At 34.7% G+C, this 26,003-nt stretch carries 38 protein-coding genes; 35 read left to right on the plus strand and 3 right to left on the minus strand.

The annotated features are described in order from the left end of the window. Positions 1-483: 483 nt before the first annotated feature. The gene (locus tag DET63_RS11845; protein ID WP_113936811.1) at positions 484-912 is read right to left on the minus strand and encodes an ImmA/IrrE family metallo-endopeptidase; all 429 of its coding nucleotides are present in this window, start codon (positions 910-912) and stop codon (positions 484-486) included. Positions 913-924: 12 nt separating this feature from the next. Further along, a complete protein-coding gene (locus DET63_RS11850) occupies positions 925-1,359 on the minus strand; it encodes a helix-turn-helix domain-containing protein (protein ID WP_016092219.1) in 435 nt (144 codons plus the stop codon). 155 nt (positions 1,360-1,514) lie between these two features. On the opposite strand from DET63_RS11850, the gene DET63_RS11855 reads away from it, so the two are divergent. The 19 genes from DET63_RS11855 (at position 1,515) to DET63_RS11945 (ending at position 12,438) form a co-directional block, all read left to right on the plus strand. Next, positions 1,515-1,703 (plus strand): helix-turn-helix transcriptional regulator, encoded by a 189-nt coding sequence (locus DET63_RS11855; RefSeq protein WP_113936812.1) that lies wholly within the window; start codon positions 1,515-1,517, stop codon positions 1,701-1,703. A gap of 52 nt (positions 1,704-1,755) precedes the next feature. Further along, positions 1,756-2,004: a hypothetical protein gene (locus DET63_RS11860; protein WP_113936813.1), complete on the plus strand. Its 249-nt coding sequence runs from the start codon at positions 1,756-1,758 to the stop codon at positions 2,002-2,004. Between the two features lie 90 nt (positions 2,005-2,094). Continuing rightward, positions 2,095-2,682, plus strand: coding sequence for a sporulation sigma factor-processing peptidase (locus tag DET63_RS11865; protein ID WP_113936814.1), 588 nt, complete (start codon positions 2,095-2,097; stop codon positions 2,680-2,682). Positions 2,683-2,695: 13 nt separating this feature from the next. Beyond that, the gene (locus tag DET63_RS11870) at positions 2,696-2,917 is read left to right on the plus strand and encodes a hypothetical protein (protein ID WP_016092216.1); all 222 of its coding nucleotides are present in this window, start codon (positions 2,696-2,698) and stop codon (positions 2,915-2,917) included. Positions 2,918-3,099: 182 nt separating this feature from the next. Next, on the plus strand, positions 3,100-3,384 hold the full coding sequence (locus DET63_RS11875) for a hypothetical protein (RefSeq protein WP_113936815.1): 285 nt from the start codon (positions 3,100-3,102) through the stop codon (positions 3,382-3,384). 278 nt (positions 3,385-3,662) lie between these two features. Then, positions 3,663-4,613, plus strand: coding sequence for a DnaD domain-containing protein (locus DET63_RS11880; protein ID WP_113936816.1), 951 nt, complete (start codon positions 3,663-3,665; stop codon positions 4,611-4,613). Next, the gene (dnaB, locus tag DET63_RS11885; RefSeq protein ID WP_113936817.1) at positions 4,610-5,932 is read left to right on the plus strand and encodes a replicative DNA helicase; all 1,323 of its coding nucleotides are present in this window, start codon (positions 4,610-4,612) and stop codon (positions 5,930-5,932) included. The genes DET63_RS11880 and dnaB overlap by 4 nt, the downstream gene beginning before the upstream one ends. Before the next feature lie 2 nt (positions 5,933-5,934). Next, positions 5,935-6,123 carry a hypothetical protein gene (locus tag DET63_RS11890; RefSeq protein ID WP_078177828.1) on the plus strand — a complete coding sequence of 63 codons (189 nt, stop codon included), beginning with the start codon at positions 5,935-5,937 and terminating at the stop codon, positions 6,121-6,123. Continuing rightward, complete coding sequence (locus DET63_RS11895) at positions 6,098-6,460, plus strand: cell division protein SepF (RefSeq protein ID WP_078177829.1); 363 nt, start codon at positions 6,098-6,100, stop codon at positions 6,458-6,460. Before DET63_RS11890 ends, DET63_RS11895 begins: the two co-directional genes overlap by 26 nt. A 71-nt stretch (positions 6,461-6,531) precedes the next feature. Beyond that, positions 6,532-6,723: a DUF3954 domain-containing protein gene (locus tag DET63_RS11900; RefSeq protein ID WP_000512853.1), complete on the plus strand. Its 192-nt coding sequence runs from the start codon at positions 6,532-6,534 to the stop codon at positions 6,721-6,723. A gap of 36 nt (positions 6,724-6,759) precedes the next feature. Next, positions 6,760-6,936 carry a hypothetical protein gene (locus DET63_RS30220; protein WP_181777911.1) on the plus strand — a complete coding sequence of 59 codons (177 nt, stop codon included), beginning with the start codon at positions 6,760-6,762 and terminating at the stop codon, positions 6,934-6,936. 1,248 nt (positions 6,937-8,184) lie between these two features. Beyond that, a complete protein-coding gene (locus DET63_RS11910; RefSeq protein ID WP_088291095.1) occupies positions 8,185-8,451 on the plus strand; it encodes a hypothetical protein in 267 nt (88 codons plus the stop codon). Between the two features lie 101 nt (positions 8,452-8,552). After that, positions 8,553-8,762, plus strand: coding sequence for a hypothetical protein (locus DET63_RS11915; protein WP_088291094.1), 210 nt, complete (start codon positions 8,553-8,555; stop codon positions 8,760-8,762). A gap of 131 nt (positions 8,763-8,893) precedes the next feature. Continuing rightward, positions 8,894-9,091 (plus strand): hypothetical protein, encoded by a 198-nt coding sequence (locus DET63_RS11920; RefSeq protein WP_113936818.1) that lies wholly within the window; start codon positions 8,894-8,896, stop codon positions 9,089-9,091. 314 nt (positions 9,092-9,405) lie between these two features. Then, on the plus strand, positions 9,406-9,888 hold the full coding sequence (locus tag DET63_RS11925) for an ArpU family phage packaging/lysis transcriptional regulator (protein ID WP_113936819.1): 483 nt from the start codon (positions 9,406-9,408) through the stop codon (positions 9,886-9,888). Further along, the gene (locus DET63_RS11930; RefSeq protein WP_113936820.1) at positions 9,888-10,430 is read left to right on the plus strand and encodes a site-specific integrase; all 543 of its coding nucleotides are present in this window, start codon (positions 9,888-9,890) and stop codon (positions 10,428-10,430) included. Before DET63_RS11925 ends, DET63_RS11930 begins: the two co-directional genes overlap by 1 nt. Before the next feature lie 319 nt (positions 10,431-10,749). Then, the gene (locus DET63_RS11935) at positions 10,750-10,938 is read left to right on the plus strand and encodes a DUF4177 domain-containing protein (RefSeq protein ID WP_002142884.1); all 189 of its coding nucleotides are present in this window, start codon (positions 10,750-10,752) and stop codon (positions 10,936-10,938) included. A gap of 404 nt (positions 10,939-11,342) precedes the next feature. Then, positions 11,343-11,909 (plus strand): DUF5067 domain-containing protein, encoded by a 567-nt coding sequence (locus tag DET63_RS11940; protein WP_002142883.1) that lies wholly within the window; start codon positions 11,343-11,345, stop codon positions 11,907-11,909. Positions 11,910-12,213: 304 nt separating this feature from the next. Then, entirely contained in the window at positions 12,214-12,438 is a 225-nt protein-coding gene (locus tag DET63_RS11945; protein ID WP_113936821.1) for a hypothetical protein, read from the plus strand. Between the two features lie 454 nt (positions 12,439-12,892). Here the strand turns inward: DET63_RS11945 and DET63_RS11950 are convergent, their stop codons facing one another. Continuing rightward, positions 12,893-13,321, minus strand: coding sequence for a hypothetical protein (locus DET63_RS11950; protein WP_002192673.1), 429 nt, complete (start codon positions 13,319-13,321; stop codon positions 12,893-12,895). 304 nt (positions 13,322-13,625) lie between these two features. On the opposite strand from DET63_RS11950, the gene DET63_RS11955 reads away from it, so the two are divergent. From DET63_RS11955 to DET63_RS12030, 16 genes are all read left to right on the plus strand, one after another. Beyond that, on the plus strand, positions 13,626-13,829 hold the full coding sequence (locus tag DET63_RS11955) for a hypothetical protein (RefSeq protein WP_113936822.1): 204 nt from the start codon (positions 13,626-13,628) through the stop codon (positions 13,827-13,829). A 5-nt stretch (positions 13,830-13,834) separates the two neighbouring features. Then, complete coding sequence (locus tag DET63_RS11960) at positions 13,835-14,053, plus strand: hypothetical protein (protein ID WP_113936823.1); 219 nt, start codon at positions 13,835-13,837, stop codon at positions 14,051-14,053. 6 nt (positions 14,054-14,059) lie between these two features. Further along, the gene (locus DET63_RS11965) at positions 14,060-14,323 is read left to right on the plus strand and encodes a hydrolase (protein ID WP_113936824.1); all 264 of its coding nucleotides are present in this window, start codon (positions 14,060-14,062) and stop codon (positions 14,321-14,323) included. Then, positions 14,310-14,645 carry an HNH endonuclease gene (locus tag DET63_RS11970; protein ID WP_113936825.1) on the plus strand — a complete coding sequence of 112 codons (336 nt, stop codon included), beginning with the start codon at positions 14,310-14,312 and terminating at the stop codon, positions 14,643-14,645. The genes DET63_RS11965 and DET63_RS11970 overlap by 14 nt, the downstream gene beginning before the upstream one ends. Positions 14,646-14,769: 124 nt before the next feature. Then, on the plus strand, positions 14,770-15,081 hold the full coding sequence (locus DET63_RS11975) for a P27 family phage terminase small subunit (RefSeq protein WP_002088105.1): 312 nt from the start codon (positions 14,770-14,772) through the stop codon (positions 15,079-15,081). Beyond that, complete coding sequence (locus DET63_RS11980; protein WP_113936826.1) at positions 15,078-16,745, plus strand: terminase large subunit domain-containing protein; 1,668 nt, start codon at positions 15,078-15,080, stop codon at positions 16,743-16,745. The genes DET63_RS11975 and DET63_RS11980 overlap by 4 nt, the downstream gene beginning before the upstream one ends. 8 nt (positions 16,746-16,753) lie before the next feature. After that, on the plus strand, positions 16,754-17,899 hold the full coding sequence (locus tag DET63_RS11985; protein ID WP_113936827.1) for a phage portal protein: 1,146 nt from the start codon (positions 16,754-16,756) through the stop codon (positions 17,897-17,899). Next, positions 17,899-18,642, plus strand: coding sequence for a head maturation protease, ClpP-related (locus DET63_RS11990; protein WP_113936954.1), 744 nt, complete (start codon positions 17,899-17,901; stop codon positions 18,640-18,642). The genes DET63_RS11985 and DET63_RS11990 overlap by 1 nt, the downstream gene beginning before the upstream one ends. Positions 18,643-18,645: 3 nt before the next feature. Further along, entirely contained in the window at positions 18,646-19,797 is a 1,152-nt protein-coding gene (locus DET63_RS11995; protein ID WP_113936828.1) for a phage major capsid protein, read from the plus strand. Positions 19,798-19,809: 12 nt separating this feature from the next. Next, complete coding sequence (locus DET63_RS12000) at positions 19,810-20,103, plus strand: hypothetical protein (RefSeq protein ID WP_061688561.1); 294 nt, start codon at positions 19,810-19,812, stop codon at positions 20,101-20,103. 1 nt (position 20,104) lies between these two features. Next, a complete protein-coding gene (locus tag DET63_RS12005) occupies positions 20,105-20,470 on the plus strand; it encodes a phage head closure protein (protein ID WP_113936829.1) in 366 nt (121 codons plus the stop codon). 1 nt (position 20,471) lies between these two features. Then, entirely contained in the window at positions 20,472-20,816 is a 345-nt protein-coding gene (locus DET63_RS12010; RefSeq protein WP_078177844.1) for an HK97 gp10 family phage protein, read from the plus strand. Next, positions 20,813-21,169 (plus strand): hypothetical protein, encoded by a 357-nt coding sequence (locus DET63_RS12015; protein WP_113936830.1) that lies wholly within the window; start codon positions 20,813-20,815, stop codon positions 21,167-21,169. Before DET63_RS12010 ends, DET63_RS12015 begins: the two co-directional genes overlap by 4 nt. After that, positions 21,170-21,763 (plus strand): major tail protein, encoded by a 594-nt coding sequence (locus DET63_RS12020; protein ID WP_002088089.1) that lies wholly within the window; start codon positions 21,170-21,172, stop codon positions 21,761-21,763. It abuts the gene before it with no gap. A 6-nt stretch (positions 21,764-21,769) separates the two neighbouring features. Continuing rightward, the gene (locus tag DET63_RS12025) at positions 21,770-22,132 is read left to right on the plus strand and encodes a hypothetical protein (RefSeq protein WP_016095495.1); all 363 of its coding nucleotides are present in this window, start codon (positions 21,770-21,772) and stop codon (positions 22,130-22,132) included. Between the two features lie 231 nt (positions 22,133-22,363). After that, positions 22,364-25,984: a phage tail tape measure protein gene (locus DET63_RS12030; protein WP_113936831.1), complete on the plus strand. Its 3,621-nt coding sequence runs from the start codon at positions 22,364-22,366 to the stop codon at positions 25,982-25,984. The last annotated feature ends 19 nt before the right edge of the window (positions 25,985-26,003 follow it).

Raw genomic sequence — 26,003 nt, forward strand, 5'->3', positions numbered from 1 at the left:
ATCCTCAGCTTCTTTTTGCTCTTTAGCCTTTTGTTTCTCTTCGGCTTTTAGTTTTTCATCAGCTTCTTTTTGTTCTTTATTTTTTTGTTTCTCTTCGGCCTTTAGCTTATCCTCAGCTTCTTTTTGCTCTTTAGCCTTTTGTTTCTCTTCGGCTTTTAGTTTTTCATCAGCTTCTTTTTGTTCTTTATTTTTTTGTTTCTCTTCAGCTTTTAGCTTTTCTTCAGCTTTTTGTTTAGCGAGAATTTCTTGTTTTTCTTGTGGTGTCATGTTCATGTTAACTACAATTAATGAAATGATAGATAAAACAAAAGCTATACCTGTAAGCTTAAAGTATTTCTTAGTGGTTGGTTTCTTTTTTAAACGAAATACCAATGATGTAATTAGTAAAATGAACGTGGCTATCATTGCTATTGCAAATAGAAATGAGAAAAATATTTTCATCTATGTAACTCCTAACTTATAAAGTTGTATTTTAAATTCATATTAATAGGTTTTTAAACGAGCAAAATTTTCTGGAATCCCATAGATTTCAGCTACTTCTTGAATTGATAGATTAGTATCTTGATATTCAGAAATCATTTCATCAGTTAATAAGAGCTCGACTGCAAATGTATTTGCTTCAATCTCTAACCGATCTACAGAATACAGAGTTTTATTTCTTAAAAATGGAGTATTTGCTTTTGGGTGTAATAGGGCATGTCCAAGTTCATGAGCACACACAAAACGTTGAGTAGTTTCATCAATTTTATTATTAATATGAATGAATTTAAAGCGTTTGTATGTGTTGTAAAAACCAAGAGTATTCCCAAGGTCTTCAAACAACACTATAATATTTTTTCGTCTAGCAATTTCAAACGGATTTGTTGTTTCATGCTTTTCTGCGATTTTGAGTGCGTATTCTTTAATTTCCATTTCTCGCCCCGTTCAATCTTTTTTATACTTGTTTGGAGTGAATTTTTGTTTTGCTAATTGTTTTGCCATGCGCATTGAGTTCTCCAGAGAAATACGAATCATTTCTTTTGTATGGTCGTCTATTGGTTCTCCATCAAACATTAACGCTTCATCACTGTTTTCTAAATCCTTTAATGTTTTTTCTAGGTCACGTGCAATATCACGACTATCTTTTTTTGTTAAGTCAGGAAGTGTATTGGATACTCTTGATTCATCTTCTCTTCCTAATAAATAATCTGTTGTTACTCCTAAAACATTAGCTAAATCTTTTAGCATTTCGTTTGAGGGAGTACTATGACCATTCTCATAGTTACTAATGGTGCCTTTAGTTGTATTTACTTTATTGGCTAATTCTTGTTGAGTGAGTTTACGTGTTTTACGTGTTTCTTTTAATCTTTGTTTCAACATTTTTAGCACCTCCCGTTAATAAAAAGTACAAATATATTGTACATTATATAGATGAAACATCAAACTTTGTACAAGAAAATTGTACAAATGCATTGACGTACAAGAATCTTATACTTATAATAAAAGTACAAATAACTTATACAAGGAGCGAGACAGTGAACAAAAATATCAAGTTAATTAGATCCAGGAAAGAAAGTAAGTTAACGCAACAAAATCTTGCAGGTAGAATGCAAGTTACAAAATCTACAATAAGTAATTGGGAAAATGGCCATAGTAATCCAAATCTTGAAAAAGCTATAAGGTTGGCTGCTATTCTTGGGTGTGATGTAAAAGATTTAATTTGATGTATGTTAGTACAAGAATCTTATACTTTTTGACTAGGAAGTAGGTGAGAAAATGCCATCAACTAACATGGCAGTACCAACAGATCAGCTGCATAAACATATAGAAAGTACTTCAAGAGGTGACACCATGAGCCAACAAGAAGAATATGCAGCGACTTATGAATTTGGAAAAACGAAAGTCTATGTTGTGGCTCCTGAGCCAAAATTGCAAAAGGATATTGATAAACTCCTTCAAGCATATTACAAGGCTGGTTGGGCCATCATCAAAGAAATACAAGTGAAAGAAAACATTGAGGAATAGTTCCTCTCTTTTTACATGAATAATAGACAAGTTACGTATGTACTAAATTCATTGTAACCATTTGAAAACTAAATATGGAGGCGAACAGATATGGGAACAAGCATATACTGCAATTCAGCAATAGGGGAATTATTACAGAATGCTAGAGAATGTTGTGATAATGTTCAGCTGAAAACGAAGAAAGGGTTATCTAAGTATCTTGGTATTACACATGAAAGATTAACCCGTATTGAATCTGGACTTTCTAAACCAGAATTTGAGCTTGCGATGGATTGGTGCCAAGCAACAGGAGCAAAGTTGAATCAACAAGCGATTAAACATATTTATGGTGTTGGATTACCTCCTACAGATCCACGATTAACTCAAGATGTAAATCTACAATTGATGAACTACATTAAACAAGCTGAAGAGGGGATTGTGGCAGCAAAGGAAATCATGAACTTACAAGTTGCAACAAGGTCATGGAAGCTTGATGAAAAAAAGAAACATGAATACGCAGTTCATGCAAAAGAAATCTTCGATACAATCCAAGCTACTCAATGTGTAGTACAAGCTCTTGAGCAGGTTCATTTTGGCATTATGGAACAAATACAAAGAAGTTGGTTGCAAAAGGCTATGGCGGAGAACGTTATTATTCAATCGGTGGATAGCTTAATGACTTTAACAAAGATGCTGTAAAGGAGGAAGAAAAATGACAGTAGATTATAAGAAACCAAGTTTAAGAGAATATAAGGAACTAATACGCTATGATGCAAAACTAACTGGTGAAATTAAAATAGCAAAAACACTTGGTGAGGATTCAAAGTCAGTTGAGTTAAAGCAAGAGAAAAAGTTAGTGGGGATTCGAATCAAAATTATCGAAGCATCATTCATTTTAAAACATAAATGGGCAAAAGAAAAAGCTACCGCCTAGACAACAGTAGCTCTAACAAAAATATTGTAAAGCAATTATAACATTTTATAAATCATTTGGACAAGCACTGTGCTTGTCGTTATGACCAGAAAGGGATTGTTCCTCCCAATACCTCTACAATGTTCCTTTCTGGTTGTAACGATGCGTACAGCATCAATTTAATTAGAAAGGAGATGTAATTCATGAACGATAAAAACAATCATCTTCATGATCTAGTTCTTCCAGGAGATTTTTCATTCGCGAATAAACTTCATAACTGTATGGCTGCATGTATTCATAACATGTTTAATGCAGAATCAACCGAAGAATCAAATCACTGGGAAGAAGAATTGGAGCGATGTATGAAAGAATTTAAAATGCTTCGTGATACAAAAGAAGAACATGAGGCATCGATGAGTTATCGTGTAGTGATTAAAGATTTAAGAGCAAGAGGAGTTAACGCCTCTTTAGTAACACGTAGAAAATAAAAAATCTATCACTTGGCAGAGTGATAGATAAATGGTTTTGCAAAAGATCTTAGGATTAATTATATCAAATTAGCATTCGTATAACAACGGAGTGTGTTGCATGATTCTAGACAAAACGTTACATAGAGTGTTGCTGAACCCTAAGGTATTTCAGCAAGCGACATCAGAGCAACACCTAATTTACTTAGTAAACCAATATCTCAAAACAGGATACAAGAATTATCGCTTATTACGTGTAGAGGACGGATTCGCGATATGTAAACGGGAGGATGAATAATATGGCAGTTTATAGACCAGTACACGTTTCATTTTGGCAGGATTCATTTGTTTTAGATCTTACACCGGAGGAGAAGTATTTCTACTTATATTTGATGACAAACAGTAAGACGTCTCAATCAGGAATCTATGAGCTTCCACTTCGTATTATTGAAACCGATACAGGATATAACCGTGAAACTGTTATGAAGCTATTAGAACGTTTTGTTGAGTATGGAAAAATTAATTACAACCAAAAAACAAAAGAGTTGTTCTTAATCAACTGGTTGAAATTCAATCCAATTAAAAATGTAAACATTGAAAAGTGTGTTTTAAAAGAAATTCAATCTGTAAAAGATCAAGATTTTCTGGTTGATTTTTATGAAACATGTTTGCAATTAGAAAAAGAGCAAGATTTTAAAATTCCTCGTATTAAGGAGTATTTATCAGTCCGTTTGGAGGGGCTTATAAGGGGCTTCCAAGACCCTAGCAAGGAAGAAGAAAAAGAAGAAGAAAAAGAAAAAGAACAACAACAAGAAAAACGCGCAAGCGCGGAAGAAGTTGTTGAGGTTAATCCGATTTCTTTTTACGAACAAAACTTCGGACTGATTACACCTTTTATTGCAGATGGTATTCACGCTTGGATAGATGATTTAAATGCAGAGCTCGTTGTGAAAGCTATGGAAATTGCTTTAGAGAAGAATACAAGAAACATGAATTACGTAAATACAATTTTACGAGATTGGCACCTTAAGGGATTGAAAACAGTAGCAGACGTTGAAGCCGCTGATAAAGCATTCCGTGCTCAACGATTAGCAAAACCGCAACAATCAACACAAGTACCTTATCAACAAAAAGGCTTATCGGAATCTACTAAAAACGTAATACAACAGCAAGAATCATGGGAACAAAACATTCCAACGGATGAAGAACTTGCAGCGCTTAATCAAAAAAGTGGGTGGATGGTTCAATGAGTAACGATATGATTCGTAACACAGAAGCTGAACAAAGTGTTTTAGGTAGCATTATCCAAGAAGGCGATTTAATTAAAGATTGCCAGCTAAAGGAAAAACAGTTTTCTTTACCAACACACCAAGTGATTTTTAAAGCGATGAGAGAGTTAGAGGATGCTGAGGTTCCAATAGACCTTGTCGCTCTCATGGGGAAATTCGATGAAAGCTTTATGAATCAGATTGGCGGAATTGAATTCTTTGTAAACCTGACAGAAGTTGTAACAACAACTAAAAACTTCTCGTATCATGAAGGTTTAGTGATTGAAGCTTGGAAGATGCGACATGCTCAAGAGGTTGCTGGTAATTTATATAACCGTCTTCAGCAAGATAGGGATATGAGTGCTATTAGTACATCAATTGATGAACTAAGTGCCATTGAAGAAACAGGTTATTCAGATGAATTTAACTTGAAAGACACACTTGTTGATTTGTATAAGAATATGCAAATTGATGTAGGAGATTTAACCGGTATACCAACTGGTTATGACGACTTAAACAGAATGACAGCAGGACTACAAGAAGGCGATTTAATTATTGTCGGTGCCCGTCCTTCGATGGGGAAAACAGCATTTGTATTAAACATTGCTTTCCATGCAGCGAGTGCTCATACAGCAACAGGCGTCTTTTCGCTAGAGATGGGAGAAGAACAGTTGCTTAAGCGGATGATCTCAAGTACCGGAAATATAGATGCTACAAAATTAAAGAATCCTAAAAAACTATGTAATTTAAAGGATTGGGAAAAGATTAGCCAAGCAATGGGGTTAATAAATGATTTGCCGTTAGAAATATACGATAAAGCCAATGTAACGATGCAAGAGATTTACGCAAAGACTAGGAAACTAAAGCGCAAATATCCAGACAAAAAGGTGCTAGTCGCAATAGATTACCTGCAGCTTATTGTAGGTGACACAAAACATAGAGGAAATCGTATGCAAGAGATTGGTGAGATTAGTCGTAAGCTAAAACTTATGGCAAGAGAGCTAAATGTATGTGTGGTTGCATTATCGCAGTTAAGTCGTGCTGTTGAAAGTAGGCAAGATAAAAGGCCGCTACTCTCAGACCTACGTGAGAATGGTCAAATTGAGCAAGATGCGGATTTGATTGCATTCTTATATCGTGAAGATTATTACGACCGCGAAACAGAAAATAAAAACATAACGGAAATTATTTTAGCGAAACAGAGGAATGGCCCAGTTGGTGTTGTTGAACTAGCATTCATTAAAGAATTTAGTAAGTTTGTAAATTTAGAGAGAAAGTTCAATCATCAACAGGAGGCTTAATCATGTTGTTACGTCAGGAAGTAGAACATAGAAAACTAGCAATCATTCGTAAACTATTGGGATTAGGATTAACTGAAATTAACGGACAAACATTAGATCAACTAACGTTAACGCAGCTTGAAGGAATCTTAATTGCAAGCTTGCAGGTATTGGAGGGGAAAAACAATGCCAAAGCAATTAACAATTTTTGAAGTGGAACCAGTTGTATCATTTGATCCTAAGAAAGCTCATATTCACCGTTTGAATTCAAAATTACGGTATGCAGATGTGGTTGTGCAAATACCACGTCAAGCCAAAGCGATTGATGAATTAAAACCAACGGCAGCGCCTGATGAGCGTTATGAGTTATTTGAAGATTACACAATTGGAATTTGGCGTTATAAGCGAGTGGAGGATAAACAATTTGATTGGGAAGAAGCAGAAGAAATGTGTAAGCGAGCAAGGGATAGCAAAGAGCCGATTCCAATACGGCTTCATTTATCACTTGAACAATCATTTGTTCCAGAAAATGTTGTGCGATATTTGTAGACAAACAAAAAAGCCGAGACTGCTCCCGACTCACTTCGACAAAGTAATTATAACATATGGGAGTGATCTTGGTGGGAATTAGAAAAGAAAATCTTGTAGAAATGACAGCTGAAATAGATTTGAAAATAAACGGAATATATGTCGTTAAAAATGGTCAAGTCCAACTAATAGAACCACCTCAAGGTGGATTTGGTGAACAATCATTTGTATATCAAAGTGGAAAAGTAATTCGTATGGAAGAACGAAAAACACAGTTACTTTAATCAAATTTGAATTTTGTATAAAACGAGGTGATAAAGATGGATCAAGAATCAGTAATTTTGAAAGAAATCTCTGATTATGAATTTATTGAGATTGTACAAAACGTAGCCGAGCATCATCTGGAAGATAAATATTTTGATAAAGATATAAAAAATCAATATGGACCATCAATAGAAAAATCATTGTTAATGTTTGCTTGGACAAAAGGTTTTTAACCAAAGCGTTATTTGAATAGAAAATGGCAGCTGAAAAGTCAAGGATGAATCAGCTGCCAATAGAGTAGTTATTAAATCTTATTATTAAGCTTTTAATTTGGGTTTTTGCTCTTATTCCAAGAAGAAATTGTACCAAAAATCGCACCAGACATTGCACCGATTAAAGTCATGAAAATTGCACTCCATGCTGCAAATGACATAATTACACCTCCTAATAATAAAATGTTGTAACTATGTAGTTTATTATATCTTATTTTAACGATGTAATGTAGGGGAAGGCCAGAAAATCAAACAAAATAGTTATTGTATGAAAAATAAATAAAAGAACCCGTTAGTCATAAACGGATTCTTTCCACAAGGTTCACAAGGAATACAAGGTAACTGGTCCAGAGAAACCTATGAAATTCCATGTGATAGTAATGTATGTAAATGAATCAAAACGGTTAATGGAAATTAAACAAAATCCTTATTTAAAACAAGAAGCCTTAGAGTTAGGGTTCTAGGGCTTCTTGTTTTGGTATATCTCACACGATTTTATAAAAAGGATCGAACGTATTGAAGATAACATGTGAATGTTTCATAAATGTATCGAAAAAGTGAACAAAATTGCTATTGCAGAAGAAGCAGAAATGAAGTTTCTAATAGGTAAGTACGTAAAAGGTATTATTTCCAGTGGATAAAATGCACTTAGGGCACCTAATCATTATTTTATCGGAGGAAAAGAATATGTTATGAACTTGGTTGAATGAAAAAATGAATATTTTACTATAATCGAAGTTAATGAAATATATTTTTGGGGTTATATCAATGATTGTTATCTCGATGGACACTTTAACTTTATAAAAGTCCTAGAAGAAAAACACAACTATGAGGAATAGCAAGCTATAAAAGTGAACAAAATCGTTATTTAAATAAAAGAAACCCCGATTGTCTGCGGGGCTTCTAAGGGTAATCGTCAAGTAATGACGTACTCGACTAAATAACCATATCATGAATTTTTTGGTAAAAATACTGGTAAATGTGTCCAAATGGATAAGGTCATCATTTGGAATAAAAATGCTATTTAAAAAGAAAAGAGTATTAAATTCTTAAAAATAAATATGCCCTAGCATGGTGCAAGACTAGGGCATAAAAATTAGTTGATAAGTATCTTAGTATTAATACTAAGATACTATTTATACGTAATGTTAGGAAATGTGGATATTTTTCGAAAAACAATATAGAAATTTCATTTTGTAGAAAAGGGGAATGGATATGAGTAAAGTTAAAGATTTTACAGGCAAGGTTGGAACAGAGTTTATGAGCTTCTTAATTGAAGGTGATAAATTGCATAGTGCCTATTATTCAAAAGTGGAGGTCATTATGGAAGATGGTACAAAGAAGATGATCTGCATTAAGGATGATACAGCGTTGAAAGGGATAGCTGAAGGACAGACAAGAGCCGAAGCGATTAAGAACGCAAAGGATTTCCTAAAGAGACAGGACGAAAAACAAAGAGCAGCTAGCAAAAGCTAACTGCTCAGTCTTGAAGGAAATCTAAATGGTTACAGCACATTAAAGATGGGTTATCTATAGTATGAACGGAATATTGAGTTTTATTCAGGAGGTAGAGGGAAATGAGACCACGTAGATTTGAGTATTTAATTTCTTATAAGTACTACCAAAATAACGGTAATGCTGATTGTACGTATTTATTTAATAGTCGTTCGAAACTAAATAGTAGAAAAAATGTCCTGGATTTAATGGATCTGTTAAAAGAAAAATGCAATGCTCATACGGTTGTAATTAATAACATTCAGTTACTAAGAGAGAAAAGAGCGTTATAAAACTTAACAAAATAATCTTTTTGTATATAGAAAAATAAGATATTATGCTCCATTGATTAGGAATCTTTTCCAATGTATTCTTAAGGGTACGGGAATAGAAGGAATATCTTCAAGAGGAGAGTGATTAATTTATGTTAGGAAAGTGGATGAATAAATTAAAAGAACCTAAATGTATACATAGATATAAACTTATTAAAAGCCAAGACAGTGAAGATTTTAAAACTGGTAAGATGGGGATAGTTAGTTATTATAAATGTGAAAAGTGTGGAAAAGAGAAGGAAATCAGTAAATATACTAATGACGTTAATAGTGACTATTGGGATATTTAAAATAACATTCGAATTAAGTCCGGCTAGAAAACTAGAGGACACCAATTCTTTAGAGCAGCAATTAAAGCTGTTTTAGGAATAGGTGTCCTTTTTATTTTGAAAAGGGAGATGGGGAAATGAAGGGGCTAAGGGATCAATTGCGTGAGTGAAATAAGCAATCAAAACAAGCGGAAAAGAAAAACAAGAAAAAACAAAAAGAGAAATTAAGCACTCGTGAAATTGAAGATTTAATGGGGATTCGTGGACCACGTTATGAACGTAGACGTGGAGCTTTAAGACAAAAGTAATTAAAAAATAAAAAGGAGTGGTCTTACATGACTAAACAATTATCTTTCTTACCAAAAATCGATAGAACAGCAACGCAAGAGAAGTTAGAGGGTGTTCTTGAAAGTGTACGTATATATAGACAGTTCGGGATGATGCGTAAAGAAATGAAAGTCACTCCTTCTTATGAAATGCGTGAGCACGGTCCTACACATGCAGTTGGTAAGCCGTTAGAAGATGTTGCCATAGCGAATATTCAACAAAGTAAACGAGAAGAGTGGCTTGAAAGAATGTCATTACGTATTGATCAGTTTCTAAACCGATTAGGAAATGGACGTGCAGGAAGTATCCAAAGAGATATTATTTATAAACGTTATTTAGAAGAAGAGGATGTATGTGATTACATGGTTTATAACGAAATAGGAATGTCGGAGCGTACTTATCGACGTTGGAAGTCTAAAGCGTTTTATAAACTTGCTTTTGCACTTGGATTAGAAGTTTACGAGACAGAAGAGACTGGAGGTAATGAATAATGAATTTTGTTCAGCCAATACGTGATCCAGAAGAAATACGGCAGCTAAAAGAGTATTTTAAGGAGAAGAGCTTACGTAATTACATTCTCTTCATTATGGGCATTAATACAGGTCTCAGAATATCCGATATTTTGAAATTAAAAGTAGGGGATGTTAAAGGTAGTCATATATCTATGAGGGAAAAGAAAACAGGGAAACAGAAACGAATACAAATTACTGCAGCACTGAAAAGAGAACTCAAATGGTTTATTGTAGAAAGAGAAGACAATGAGTATTTATTGCAAAGCAGACAAGGTAAGAATCGTCCGATTGGTCGTAGCATGGCATATAAGATATTAAGCGGAGCAGCGGCAGAGTTCGGGTTAGATGAAATAGGAACACATACGTTAAGAAAAACATACGGGTATCACATGTACATGCAAACGAAAAACATAGCATTACTCATGGAGATATTCAATCACTCATCAGAGAAGGTCACACTACGTTATATAGGGGTAAATCAAGATGCAATGGATAGAGCAATGACTAGGTTTAAAATCTAATTACTGCTTATTTCTTTTTAAATCTAGGGGTATTGCAGCATTTTGGAAAAAACTCACGCTAAAAGTATGAAAGATTTTATACAGTTCTAGTAACAAACAAGAACCCTAAAACCGCGCTAGGATAGGAATGTATAAAAAAATACATAGATCCATAGAACAAAAAAAGAAGGTCCCTTGGTGAGAGTACGGTTTCCTCTCTTTTCCTTGCTACCGATAATGAGACGTTATGTTAACCAAACGTGTATAGAGTATACAGTCAAAAAAGTACAATACATCGCTTCTTCCAAATGGTACAATTAGGAAAAAAGGGGGAGAGAATATGTATGATTACAAATTTGTGAAAGTCGAAATTGATGGATGGAAAGGGCAACCCAAAGAAGATTATAAGCGTATTATTATCGAACATGCTGAGGATGGTTGGGAATTTGTTCAAGTCCTTACTCTAACAATCTCAGGATACACGAATTCTTTGGAGATTATCTTCAAACGAACCAAAGAACTTCTTTAAAAGATGAAAGAGGTTTGCCTTAAATAACATACAAAAAGAACTGAAATATTTGGGGATCTAATTGTTCTCGATTTAACTTATAAGACAAATAAGCTAATATTAATCAACTTCCAATAACGTTATATTATGTGAACACTGGAGTCCTCCAGTTAAACAATCTGGAGGACTTTTAATAGTCTTCTAAATACGTTGAATCCCGATAATGAGACGTTATGTCAACCGAACATGAATACAATATGCATTATTCCTTATTCAACTAATCGCAGATAACTCTATTCTTGGGTGCAATATCAGGAAATTACTTACAACAAAAAAGGTGGAATAATATAGAAAACATTAAAGCTATATTCGTAAAATAAGTTATACTAATAATAATCAAATTAAAACATAAGGAGAAATGTAAAATGATGAAAAAAGCTTTAATATTAACTTCTGCACTAACACTATCTATAATTGCTGGTTGTAGCAATCAAGACGAAGGAACAAAAAATGGTTCTAATTCTGCAAATAAAGAAGCAACTACAGAAAATACAAATGAAAAAAAAGAGACGAATAATAAAGTTTATTTCAAAGATAATGAAGCAAAATTAAATGACTTAAAAATTAAAATTACAGAAACTAAAGTTATTCAAGTTGGTGAAAAAGGAAATGAATATGGTAAAAAACCTGTATTTGCGATTTGGTATGAAACAACTAATTTAAGTGATAAAGAAATTAACCCTACTACTGGATGGATGGCAGTATTTAAAGCAGTACAAGACAATAATCCTAATGCAGTCAATACTCTTGAAGTTGGTGGACTTCCAGATGACCAATTTCTCGATTCTCAATTAGAAACAATTAAAAAAGATGGTACAGTTAAAAATGCAATAGCTTATGAATTAGATGATTTAGAAACACCTGTAAAATTAATTGCTACACAAGGCATTGGTGGCGATAAATTAAGTGAACAAACTTTTAATATTAAATAAACGTTTTTTTAACTTCCGGTTTCGATAATTATGTAAATAAGCTGTCCACATGGGCAGCTTATTTTATTTTTCCGCATAGCGTAGGTTATTTTGCAAAATGCTGGTGGTATCCCTATACAGTTACTCATAATTTTCGTACTGTGTAACCCAAAAGAGAAAGTTAAATGAAATCAATGATACCAAGGGATTCAGCGAAGGGGGCAGTTACACACAATAGAACATATGGGTAACTCATTTACTGGAATCATGTTATAAAATAATGCATACAAATAAATGTAGAATTTAAGGGGAGGAAATATAATACATGTTAAATGAAGAATTATTAGAAGCGCTAATTAAATATCGAAGGATGAAGGGGAAAAACCCCGACATCTTACAAGTAAATCCAGCGTATTTTAGAAATTTACTAGAAGAATTGAACTATCCAGAGTGGATTATTAAAAAGAAAGAAATAGAAGCAGAAAAGAAAACTAGTTTATTTGGAGTGGCAGCTAAGCTAACAGACGAAGTGGGAAAATTTGAGCTGTGAAAAAGTTGGCAGAGTCGTGACCGCTTTTTGGCAGGAAATGTGCCGGTTGTTTTGGAATTATCGTGTTATATTTGTATTGTGAGAAGTGGCGGAAAACACAACTTATAAAGATTCCTATATATTTTGTCTAAACGATTCATAATGATGGCACATAAAATCCGTAACCAGCAGATGGTAATGATTGAATGATACCGTTATTAGGGAGAGCTTTTGCTCTTCTTCCAGCTACTTAATAATGTATTAACAGATTGGTGCGTAATATTAGGTGATTGGAAGAAGGACAAAACTTCATTTACCGTATTTATAGTAATAACATAAGTTTTGACGAAAGGGCAACTGATGCATGGTTGCTCTTTTATTATGCAAAAATTACATAGGCGGTAGATAAAAAGAAATACCCAAAAGGTATTATAAGGAATAAATTACTTTTGAGTATTTTTGAATAAGATGATTATTAATCTTCTGATATCGCTTTTAGGGCAAAGAATACCATAAGACCACCAATAATTAAGAGACCGAAAAAGCTGATTGCTCGGCAAATAAACATGAATCCTGTAATTGTTAAAGCAACTCCAATAGCCACCAGAAAAATTCTAACCAATTTAGCAAGTTTATCTGTACTATCATAAGCAATTGCAAGTGGTAAAAACGAAAGTATTATCCATACCAATCCAATACTAGATGAAAGTAGGATTGAGGTGATAATATATTCAGGATTAGTAAATAGGTAGCCAATTGCTCCTTTACTAGTAGGGATATCATGCGTAAAATCCATGAGCATAACGCTGAATGTTGCATTAAGAGCTAGGGCGATTAAGTATAAGATAAAATGTTCATAAAAGAAGTGAACTGAACGCATGAATAAATTGTTAATAGCATGCACGATGTCACCTCCTTTCTATCTTTTATTATTGCACTATGAGTATATAAAATCTTTATGGATTTAATTAATTTTCAAAAATAGGGTTATTTTGTAAGATATGAAAAGGCTATTTAAAATAAACAAGGAGAGTGAATGTAAATGATTACTGAAATTAGAAAAACAATATCAGGTACAGAGTATTGGGATTCAAAAGAAAAGCGAAGTCTATTTGTGTCTGTTGGTGAAAAGTTAGGATTATAAGTTAACAGCAAATTGTTGAAAGCATTCCTTATGGAGTGCTTTTTATTTTGGAGGAGGATGAAGGATGGATGAAATTGATTTAAACCATAGATATTGGTGTTTTGGATTTGATCAATATTATCCTAACGGTGGGTTTGCTGACATTCTGAAAAGTACTGATTCTAAACAAGAAGCGATTAAATGGTATGAAGAAGAAAAAGAACGTTTCGACTATTGTGAGGTTTGGGATTCTGAAGCACGTGAGTATGTAGACAGTGATAAGGAGTGAGCTAAATGAAACTAACTAAACAAGAACAAGCGGTTGTAATTGGTACATTAATTCCATTACTTGGACAGGACCTTGTAAACGAACGTATCGATAAACAAAAATTAGAAAGTGCGATTCCAGTCTTTAATGCAATGGAAGATGACACAACACCAAAGCAAAGAAGAGAAGCGATGGTTAGTTTACTAGATAAAACAATGGATGAATTCCTAAAGAGTAAGGAGTGAGGATAGATGGATAGTGTTTTAAAAGGTAAGATTGCTGTACTTGGTCTTATACCTATCGATAAGAAAGCATATAACAAATACCTTAAACCTAATGAGAAAGTATACAAGAAGGCTGGGGTAGATGTTAATCGATTCAAGTATTATAAGCTGTATGGAGAGAAACACATGCTTTACTCTATTGAATATCTCATACAAACACCAATAAAAGATTTATTAGAAAGAGATAGAGAGAATCAAATGCGTTGGGTAAAGACGGATGAAAGAATATAAAACCAAACAACAGAAGCGTAAGTTCTATGACAGTGGTGAATGGAAACAATTACGTGAACAAGTAAAGAAGCGTGACAACTATGAGTGCCAAGAGTGCAAGCGTAAAGGTCATGTTCGCATCGATACCAATGAGTACAGTGAGAGTGCGAAGCGTAAGAAGATACAACTCGTTGTCCATCATATAAAAGAACTCGAACATCATCCAGAACTTGCATTAGAAATAGATAATCTTGAAACAGTCTGTGTGGATTGCCATAATAAAGAACACGGTAGGACATTCAAAAAGAAACAGAATAAATGGGAACACGATGAAATGTGGTAAAAATGATTCAGAAACAATCCCCCCCCTTAAAATATTTCATCAATTTTTCGTATAAGGGGCACCGGAGGAGGGGGTTAACTGTCAGGTTTTTTTCGAAATTACGCACGTAAGGGGGGGTGGGTAGATGGCTGTTAGTATTGTAAGGTTAAAAGAACAGCTCATGAATAGTATTGATATTACAGATTTAGTAGAAGTTGAGAAGGTAGAAAGATATATTGATCTTGTCAAAGCATTTAGAAAAATAAATAAAACTATTAATAAAGAAGGCGAGTCCGTAACAGTAAAAAACGGTTCTCAAGTTTTTGTTAAAGCCCACCCTCTTATAGGTGAGAGGAATAAAATTAACAGTTCTTTAATTGCATTAGGGAGAGATATAAAGTTTGTTGTTAAGAACACTATCCCTAATGCAGGTTATAGCAAAAGTGATCTTACATGATTAAGCAAAAGTATGTGGAAGAATATATTGAACTTTATCGAAGTGGGAAAGTAAAGTTCAATAAAGAAAGAGAACGGTTAATTGAATATCTAGAAAAATATGTTTTAAACAGAGACGATTTGTATTTTGATGATGAAATGATTGAGGATTGTATCAACTTCGGCGAGAAGTGGTATTTTCCATTGCAGCCATTTCAAAAATTCTTAATAGCATTCGTCTTTTTATTTTATAAGAAAAATGGACGTGTATTTTATCGTAAATTCCTATGGATGTTAGGACGTGGTGGCGGTAAAAACGGCCTGATTTCTGTTATAATTCACTTTTTAATTAGTGAATTACATGGCATTCCAGAGTATAACATTTCAGTTGTAGCGAATAGTGAAGAACAAGCAAAAACAAGCCCTGACGAAGTTCATAAATGTGTGAAGAAGAATGAGGTCTTGAAAAGAGCCTTTAAAACAACGTTAACTCAAACAGTTTCAAAGGCTACTGAAAGTGTACTGAAGTTTAGAACTTCAAATGGAGATACAAAAGATGGTTTGCGTGATGGTGCGGTTGTATTTGATGAAATACATCAATACGAAAGCAATAAAGATGTCCGTGTTCATATCAGTGGTTTAGGGAAAAAGAAAAACCCACGTGAATTTTACATTGGTACAGATGGATATGTTCGTGACGGTTTCTTAGATAAACAAAAAGAAAAGGCAATGAAGGTATTAAACGGCGAAGCACGTCCGAATGCTGTCTTTCCTTTTATTTGTAAATTGAATGACGAAACTGAAGTAGATGATCTTGATAATTGGGAGCTTGCGAATCCCATGTTATCTAAGCCTTTAAGTGAGTATGCTGAAGGGTTACTTGAAACAATTAAGGAAGAATATGAAGATTTAGAAGACGACCCTAGTAATAGAGAGGAGTTCATGACAAAGCGTATGAACTTACCTGTTACTAATTTAGAACGCTCTGTTGCAAAATGGTCAGAAATTCTTGCTACAGACCGACCGTTTCCAGATTTACACGGACAAGAATGCATTGGTTCATTAGACTTTGCAAGTATCCGAGATTTCGCAGCGTGTGGTCTTTTATTTAGACAATCTGGTGAGTATCTTTTCAAAACACATTCCTTTGTACGAAAAGAATTTGTTGATATTTATTATGGATATTCCAAAAAAGCAGGCGAGTTCAAAAAACAGAAGTTTGCGCCAATAAAAGAATGGGAAGAGCACGGTTTACTAACTGTTGTGGACGAGCCGACCATCAATCCTCAACACATCGTTAATTGGTTTGTAAAAATGCGTGAACAATATGGTATTAAGAAAATTATAGCTGATAACTTCCGGATGGAAGCAATCAGACCTTTATTAGTTGCGGAAGGATTCGAAATAGAAGTTATAAGAAATCCTAAAGCAATTCATAGTTTATTAGCACCACGGATTGAAATGGCATTTGCAAATGAGCAGATTATTTTCGGCGATAACCCTCTTATGCGTTGGTACACGCAAAACGTATTGGTTGTTATCAAAGGTGACGGAAATAAAATATATGAAAAGAAAGAACCGGTGCGAAGAAAAACTGATGGATTCCAAAGTTTTGTTCATGCTCTTTATCGAGCAGATGAAATACAAGAAGTAGCAGATTTCATATTAAGCGATATTAAATTTTAATAAAGGGGGTGGTAACCATTGGATGGTTAGGTTCAGTATTTAAAAGAAATAAAGAGCTAGAATTTATGCTAGATCTGGATTTGATTGCCGATACAGCAAACAGGCTTCATATGAAACGATTAGCACTTGATACATGCGTATCTTTTCTAGGAAGAACGATTAGTCAATCTGAATTCAGAGTAAGAAACGGTAAAGTATTTGAAAAGAATGAGCTATATTATCGATTAAACGTTAGACCGAACAAAAACATGACAGCAAGCACTTTCTGGGAAAGATTTATTCGTAAACTTATTTATGATAATGAATGTTTAGTCATACAAGCTGATGATGGTGATTTACTTATTGTCGATGGATTTCGACATAATGAGTATGCTGTGTTTGAAGATACTTTTACCGATGTAATAGTAAAAGATTACACGTTTAAGAGAAATTTTAAACAAAGCGAAGTAATTCACTTAAAGTATCGGAACGATAAATTATCTCCACTTATCGATGGGTTATTTGCGGATTACGGAGATTTATTTGGTAGGATATTAAACTCACAGAAGCGTAAAAATCAAGTTCGTGGCACAGTTGATATGGATATGATTAGTGCCAAAACAGAAGAACAAATAGCGAAGTTACAAGAGTTTATAGACAACATGTATAAGTCAATTGGTTCAAAAGATATAGCTATTGTTCCGCAACAAAAGGGTATTAATTATAACGAAATATATAATGGTGTTGCGAATGGACCAAGTGTGGAAGAAATCAACAAAGTAACCAGTGGCTTTTTAAATCAAGTAGCAATGGCTATCGGTATTCCAACAGCTTTATTATATGGGGAAATGGCTGATGTAGAGAAGCAAACGAAAAATTACATGCTTTTCACAGTAAGGCCATTATTAAAAAAGCTATCTGATGAAGCAAATGTTAAATTCTTTGAAATGAATGAATATCTTTCAGGACAAAAGATTGAAGTTAAGGCTGTTTCTTACCAAAGTATATTTGATCTTGCAACAAGTATTGATAAACTCATTTCTTCAAGTGCATTTACAGGAAATGAGATTAGATCAGAAGTAGATTATGAAGATTCGGATGATCCGAACTTAAATGTTCATCACATTACGAAAAACTATACAAGATTAGATGAATCTGAAGGAGGTGAGAAATGATGGAACATGTGAATATGAATAAGCTTTTAAATTTAAAACGAGATATTCGTTTTGAAGCTAAAAGAGAAAATGAGTATAAATTAACTGTTTATGGATCAATTGGTGGATGGTTTAGTGAAAATAATGCTGAAGCAGTAAGAAGAAAAATTCAAGATGTTAAAGCAGAAAAAATTCACGTTCATATTAATTCGGGTGGAGGTTCCGCGTTCGATGGTGTAGCAATTTGTAATCAGTTAAAGCAGCACAATGCAGAAATTATAGTTCATATTGATGGTTGGGCAGCTAGTGCCGCATCTGTAATTGCTATGGCAGGTGATAAAATCATTATGCCTAGCAATACCATGATGATGATTCATCAAGCCAGTACCTTTGAATATGGAAATGCAGATTTTTTTGAAAAAACAGCACGAGATTTACGAAAGATTGATTCAGCTTTAGCGGCATCTTATAAAAAACGTTTTGTTGGAACAGACGAAGAATTAAAACAGCTTTTAAAAGATGAAACTTGGCTAACAGCAGAGGAAGCAGTTGCTCTTGGTTTAGCTGATGAAATTGCTGATGAAATTGAAATTGATGATACGCAAGAAGATGAAGAAGAGGAAATTGTAGAAAATTTCAAAGAAGATTTAATAGCAAAGTATACGAAACAACCAAATAATCAAAATCCAAAAGAGCCTATTCAAGAGCCTGTTAATACAAAACAGAATCTGAGTACGCTCTTTTTAAATCTAGGAGGAAAATAAAACATGGTGATTAAATTTAATAATTTTGAAGATAAGAAAATAGCATTTGCGAAAGCAACACAGGATGGTACAGCGGAAGAACAATCGGCAGCATTGAACTCCATGATTGAGGCACTTGCTACAGATGTCCGCTCAGATATCTTGAATCAAGTCAATGAATCTATTGTAGACCGTTCTATTATGCAGTCTCGTGGTTCTAATGTATTAACAAGTGAGGAAATGAAATTCTTTAATGCAGTTGTTCAAGATGGTGGATTTAAAGATACTGAAACATTACCTAAGACAACACAAGAACGGATTTTTGATGATTTAGTTCAAGGTCATCCGTTGTTAGAACATATCGGATTAGAAAACTTAGGTGCTGTGACAGAATTTATCTATGGAGATCCAGAAGGTGCAGCTGTATGGGGACCATTATTCGGTGATATTAAAGGGCAACTAAATGCTACATTCCGAAAAGAGTCTATCTCTCAACTTAAATTAACGGCATTTATCCCATTGGCGAATGACATGCTTAAACTTGGTCCAGTGTGGGTGGAACGCTATGTTCGTACAATGATTTCAGAAGCTATGTCTGTAGGTTTAGAACGTGGATTTGTAATTGGTACAGGTAAAGATGAACCTATCGGATTGTTAAAAGATCCAAGTGGGAGTGTTGTTGGAGGAGTATATCCAGATAAAAAAACAGCAGGGACTTTAACATTTGAACCAGGTCGAAAAACAATCAATGAATTAAAAGGAGTTGTTAAATTACTGGCTAAAAAGCTAAATCCTGATGCTAAAACTGATGCAGACAGACCAAAAAATATTGCTGGGAAAGTAGTTATGGTAACAAATCCGTTTGATACTTTTGATATCCAAGCAAATGCAACAATTCAAAATGCAGCTGGAGTGTATGTGACAAGCTTACCGTTCAATCCAACTCCTACAGAATCAGTGTTTGTACCTCAAGGTAAGGTGCTGTTTTTTATTAAAGGAGAGTATATTGCAGCGATGGGTGGAGCTGAACCAATTAAAAAGTATGAAGAAACATTAGCTTTAGAAGATGCAACACTTTATATTGCAAAACAATATGCTACGGGTAAGCCGAAGGACAAATATACTTCACAAGTTTACACATTAAGCCTTGAGGAAACACCACCAGCAACTAAATAAGGAATGATGTGAATGGAAACAGTAATTTCAAATGAAATATTACAGCAATTCAAAGATAGGATGCGATTAGGCGATGATGAAGACGACAACCTAAGACGCATCTTATTTGCATCTAATAAAGATTTAATTAGGGTTTGTGGTAATTACGACCTTAATAAAGACGAGGTGTTCAAGGAATTAGTCTTTGAACGCTCTCGTTATGTTTATAACGATGCTCTAGAGTATTTTGACAAGAATTTTTTAAGTCAGATTAATAGTTTAAGCATTGAAAAGGCTTTAGAAGAAATTAAGTTGGGCGGTGAATAAAATGCGTCCTTTTCAGTATAAAAAGCCACTGAATACAGGTGATTTTAGAAATCGAATTATTTTTGAGCAGCCTGAAGTAATAAAAGATGAATTAAATCAAGAAATTGAAACTGGTAATTGGCAAGAAGTTAAAACAGTATGGGCGATGATAAAAACGATAAAAGGTTCAGAGTACATTGAAGCTTCGGCTTCACAGTCCACGCGAATTTATCGGTTTGTAATTCCTTACACAGCGGGAATTACAGAATTAATGAGAATTATTTTGAAGGATAAAACAGGACATAGAACCTTCGATATAATCGAACCGCCAATGAATGATGATGAAATGTATCAAACATTGACCATTATCGCAAAGGAGCATACTTAATATGAATGATTTTACTAGTGAGATTGCTAGAGAATTACAAAGGTATGCAAATGTTGTGGAAGAAAACTTAGAAAATGAAATTGATGAAGTGGGCGATATTGCTGTAGGTAAATTAAAGCAAAATAGTCCTAAAAAAACAGGTGCTTATCGTAAAGGATGGCGTAAGAAAAAAGAAGGTAATGGTGTTGTCCTTCATAATACGCAAGGACAATTAACGCATCTTTTAGAAAAGGGACATGCGAAAGTCGGTGGTGGTCGAGTTCCAGCACAAGTTCATATTCGTCCAGTTGAAGAGTATGTAATTGATGAATTGCCAAAACGTATCGAAAGGGCGGTTCAACAATGACATTAGGAGAACTAACAAAAATTCTTGAAGCTACAGGTTATCCTGTGGCTTATTCGCATTTCACAGCAACACCAACTAATCCTGTTCCAGCAACACCAACTAATCCTGTTCCAGCACCACCTTATATTTGCTTTCTTGTGGACGGTTCAGCCAATCTCATGGCTGATAATAAGGTCTATCACAAGATAAATGATTTAAATATAGAGCTTTATACAAATAGAAAAGATTCAGTTGCAGAAGCCAAGCTTGAACAAGTCCTGGACGATCATGAAATACCATATGATTCGCCATTCGAAGGGATTATTGAAACAGAAAAAATATATCAAAAATTTTATGAAACGAGGTTGATGTAAATGAACGAAAATAAGGTAACATTCGGTTTGAAAAATGTACATTATGTGCCATTAGATACTAAGGATTTTTTAGTTAAATTCGGGACACCAATTCCATTACCCGGTGGAGTTGAACTAACTTTTGAGCCACGCGGTGATTTAATTGAATTCTATGCAGATGACATGCTTTATTACGCGGCAAGTAATAACCAAGGTTACGATGGAGCATTAAATATTGCTACTATTCCAGAGCAATTTGCTATTGATGCACTTGGTGAGGAATTAGACGAAACAGATGGCGTATTAAATGAATTAGCTGATGCAAAAGGAAAACCATTCGCCTTATTATTTGAGTTTGATGGTGATGTGAACGCAACCCGTCATGTTATGTATAACTGTTCAGCAAGTCGTCCAACGATTGCATCTAAAACAAAAACAAGTTCTGCTGAACCAAATACAAATGAACTGAAGTTTGTTTCTAGTCCAATTGTTTTAGCGCCTGGTGGAAGACCAATGGTTAAAACGAAAACGACTGCTAAAACAACACAAGCAATTTATAACGACTGGTACAAAAAAGTATATGTAAAAACACCGGCAGCACCAAAAGGAGCGTAATTATAAATGGAAAAGACAATTACTATAGATGGAAAACAAGTTCGATTAAAAAGCACAGCGGCAACAGTTAAACGATATAAAGCACAATTCAGACGTAATTTATTTGCAGATATGATGGGGTTAGGAGCAATTAATGCGTTAACTACGCCAGATGGATCAGAACAACCTATTGATATGTCTAATGTTGATATAAGTAAAGTGGACTTTGAACTTATTTATGACTTGACTTGGTTATTCGCTAAAACGGCTGATTCAAATATTTCTGATCCTATGACGTGGTTGGATGAATTTGAAGAATTCCCAATTGAAGAAATCATGCCAGAAATCATGGAATTAGTTCAAGTCACTATGGGAGCAAAAAAAAAATAACAGGAAATGATGAAAAGCAAGGGACATTCAGTGATGAAGAATTAACCACTGATTTGTTCCTTGCTCTTTGTTATAAAGCAAAATTAACGTATTGGGATTTAGAAACCATGACAATCGGCGATTGCTTTGATTATATTGCTGAATTTGCTGAAATGGAAAATCCAGATAAAGAAAAAGTAAGAAAAGCGAATCAAAAAGATTACGATTCTTTCTAAGAAATGAGGTGAAAATATGGCAGGAAGAATTAAAGGGATTACGATAGAAATCGGTGGGAATACTCAACCGTTACAAAATGCTCTAAAAGATGTTAATAAGCAAAGTGATTCTTTGGCAAAAGAACTAAAAGATGTTGAACGGTTGCTAAAGTTTGATCCAGGTAATGTGGAAGCATTAGCGCAAAAACAAAAATTATTAACACAACAAATTGAGAATACAACTGAAAAACTAGATAAGTTAAAGGCTGCTGAACAACAAGTACAGGCCCAATTTCAAAACGGTAAGATTTCTGAAGAACAATATCGTGCGTTTAGGCGTGAAATTGAATTTACAGAAGGGTCACTTAATGGCTTAAAAAACAAACTTGGTAATATGAAAGCCGAACAGGAAAGTGTAGCAAGTTCAACCAGGCAGTTAGAAACTTTATTCCACGCTACAGGGAAAAGCGTTGATGATTTTGCTAGTGCATTAGGTAATCGTCTTGTGAATGCAATTAAAAGTGGAACGGCTACAAGTAGACAGCTAGAACAAGCAATTGGGATTATTGGGCGAGAAGCATTAGGAACAGAAGCTGATATTGAAAAATTACAAAGGGCACTTCGTTCTGTGGATGCTGGAAACTCAATACAACAAGTACGAAATGAGTTAAGAGATTTACAACAAGAAGCCGGAAGAACAGAGAAGAAGTTTGAAGGACTAAAGGTAGGATTAGAAAACGTCATAGGTGGTATGGCTGCCGGTGGTGGTATTGCAACTGCGATTGAAAAAGCAATGGATATGTCAAAGTTGAAAACTAAGATTGATATAACATTCGATGTTCCAGAGTCCTCTAAAAAATCAGTGGAAGAAGCAATAAGAGGCGTAACCGCTTATGGGGTGGATGCTGAAGAATCGCTTGCTGGTGTACGTAGACAATGGGCTTTAAATAAAGACATTAGTGATGAAGCGAATGCATCTATAGTAAAGGGAGCAGCAACAATCGCGCAATCCTATGAAGGAATAGATTTTACAGAATTAATTCAAGAAACATACGAAATAGGTAGTGAATTAGGGATAACTCAAGAAAGTGCTCTTGGTATGGTTGATGCGTTGTTAAAAATGGGATTCCCACCAGAGCAACTAGATATCATTGCCGAATACGGAAGTCAGCTGACTCGTGCAGGTTTTAAAGCTGAAGAAGTCCAAGCGATTATGGAAGCGGGGGTTGAAACGGGTAGTTGGAATATCGACAATATGTTAGATGGGCTGAAGGAGGGGCGAATCCAACTAACTGAATTTGCTCAAGGTGCGGATAAAGCTTTAAAAGAAGCACTTGATGGGTCAGGCATTGCAACTGAACAAATAGAAAAATGGGGTGCAGCTGTCGCTAAAGGTGGAAGTGACGGTTCGAAAGCTATGGTGGAAGTAGCTAAAGCGATAGAAGGAATAGAAGATCCTGTTAAAAAGAATCAAGTAGGGGTTAAAGTTCTAGCCACTATGTTTGAAGACCAAGGACAAAATCTAACTAATACTTTAATAAACGCTTCAGAAAAAACAGTAGACTTCCAGAAGAATCAGGATAAATTAAATGAATCCATAAAAAAAATGGATGCAAGTCCAGCAGTTAAGTTTCAAAAAGCAATGCAAGATTTACAAGTTGCACTCAAACCTGTTCTTAGTGTTATAGCTGATGTTATTTCCAAAGTAGCTGAATGGATTTCTAACAATCCTAAATTAGCAGCCACATTAACAGCTGTTGCAATGGCTATTGGTATAATCTCAGGTGCAATTATGGCACTTGCTCCTATAGTCATGACAGTCATGAGCTTCTTTGAGATTGGAGCTTTAGCAGCAGCTGGACTTGTTGCCGGTATTCCTCTTCTTATAGCAGCTTTAGCAGCTATAGGAATTGCCATTTATAAAAACTGGGACGATATAAAAAATTGGACCATAGAAGCCTGGAATTCTATTAAAGAATATTTGATAGAACTTTGGGATGGGATAGTTCAATCCTCTAGTGAAGCATGGACTTCTTTCTTAGAAACCATGCACTCATTCTTTGATCCAATAGGTCAGTTTTTTAGTGATTTATGGACAGGGATTGGCGAAATATGTAGTAGTACATGGAATTTTATTGTTGAATTCTTTTCAGGTGCTTGGGCTTCATTTACTGAAATGATGCATAGTTTCTTTGATCCAATAGGTGAATTCTTTAGCAGCTTATGGTCTGGAATTGTTGAAACAGCTTCTTCCTGGTGGTCTTCTTTAGTTACAACGGCATCCGAATTGTGGGGAACACTCGTACAAGCTTGGGAAGAAACTTGGAATACTATTCTTACTGTTTTAGATCCAATTATTTCGGCGGTTTCTACTGTTTTAGAAGCTGGTTGGTTACTGATTCAAGCTGGAGTGCAAATTGCTTGGGCGGCAATCAGTCAATATATTATTCAACCAATACAAGAAGCTTACAATTGGGTAAGCGGAAAAATTGGCGAGTTAGTTAACTGGCTTAGTACACAATGGGAAATAGCAAAGGCCGCAGCTCAAATTGGATGGGGTTTATTTAAACAATATATCATTCAACCAGTTCAAGAAACCTGGAATTTAGTGAAAGAAAAGTTCAGTGATTTAGTTTCTTGGTTAAGTTCACAATGGGAGCTGGCTAAGTCTTATACGTTGGCAGGATGGAACCTGGTAAAACAGTATGTTATCCAGCCAGTGCAAGAATTGTGGAATACAACGAAAGAAAAACTTGGAGATTTAGCAAACTGGATATTAGGAAATTGGGAAAAAATAAAATCCTATACACTTTCAGCTTGGAATTTAGTGAAGCAATATGTAGTTCAACCAGCTACAGAGGTTTATAATTCAGCTAAAGAAAAGTTTGAGAGTTTGTATAATTCTGCGCGTGAGAAATTTGATGCTGTAAAGAATGCTGCACAAGAAAAATTTGAAGCAGCGAAAAGATTTATTATGGACCCAATAAGAGATGCGGTTGACGGGGTAAAGGGATTCATCGATAAAATCAAGGGATTCTTTGAAGGTTTAAAGTTGAAAATCCCAAAACCTGAAATGCCACCTCTTCCACACTTTAGCTTACAAACTAGTACGAAAAACGTTTTAGGAAAAGATATTACATTCCCATCTGGACTCAATATTGATTGGCGTGCAAAAGGTGGTATTTTCACTAAACCAACTATATTTGGTATGAATGGCGGAAACTTGCAAGGTGCTGGTGAAGCTGGGGATGAAGCCGTTTTACCTTTAAACAAAAAGACACTTGGAGCTATTGGTGCTGGAATCGTAGCAGCCATGCCACGAGAACAATTTAGTATATCAGGAGACATAAATCAATTAATGGGTGACATGAGTCGCATGATGGCTAGTTCTGTGAGCCAACTATCCGGATTAAAGACTGTTATGAGTGGTGTGTATGGAAGTATGTCAAATAGCAGACAAGCTATGACAAACAGTGCTTCGAATCAAGTATTTAATTATTCGTCAGGAGCATCTAGCGGTGGAATAATTCCAATGCTTGGTGGTGATTTAGTTGTTGAGGTTCCTGTTGTTTTAGAAGGTCGAGACGTGGCGCGCGGTACTTATCGATATACAAAAGAATATCAAGAACGAGAAGAACAAAGAAACTCAACCTTTTAGGTTTGGGTTTCTTTTATTT

This window comes from Bacillus sp. DB-2 (genome assembly GCF_003315125.1).
GTDB classification, from domain to species: Bacteria; Bacillota; Bacilli; order Bacillales; family Bacillaceae_G; genus Bacillus_A; species Bacillus_A mycoides.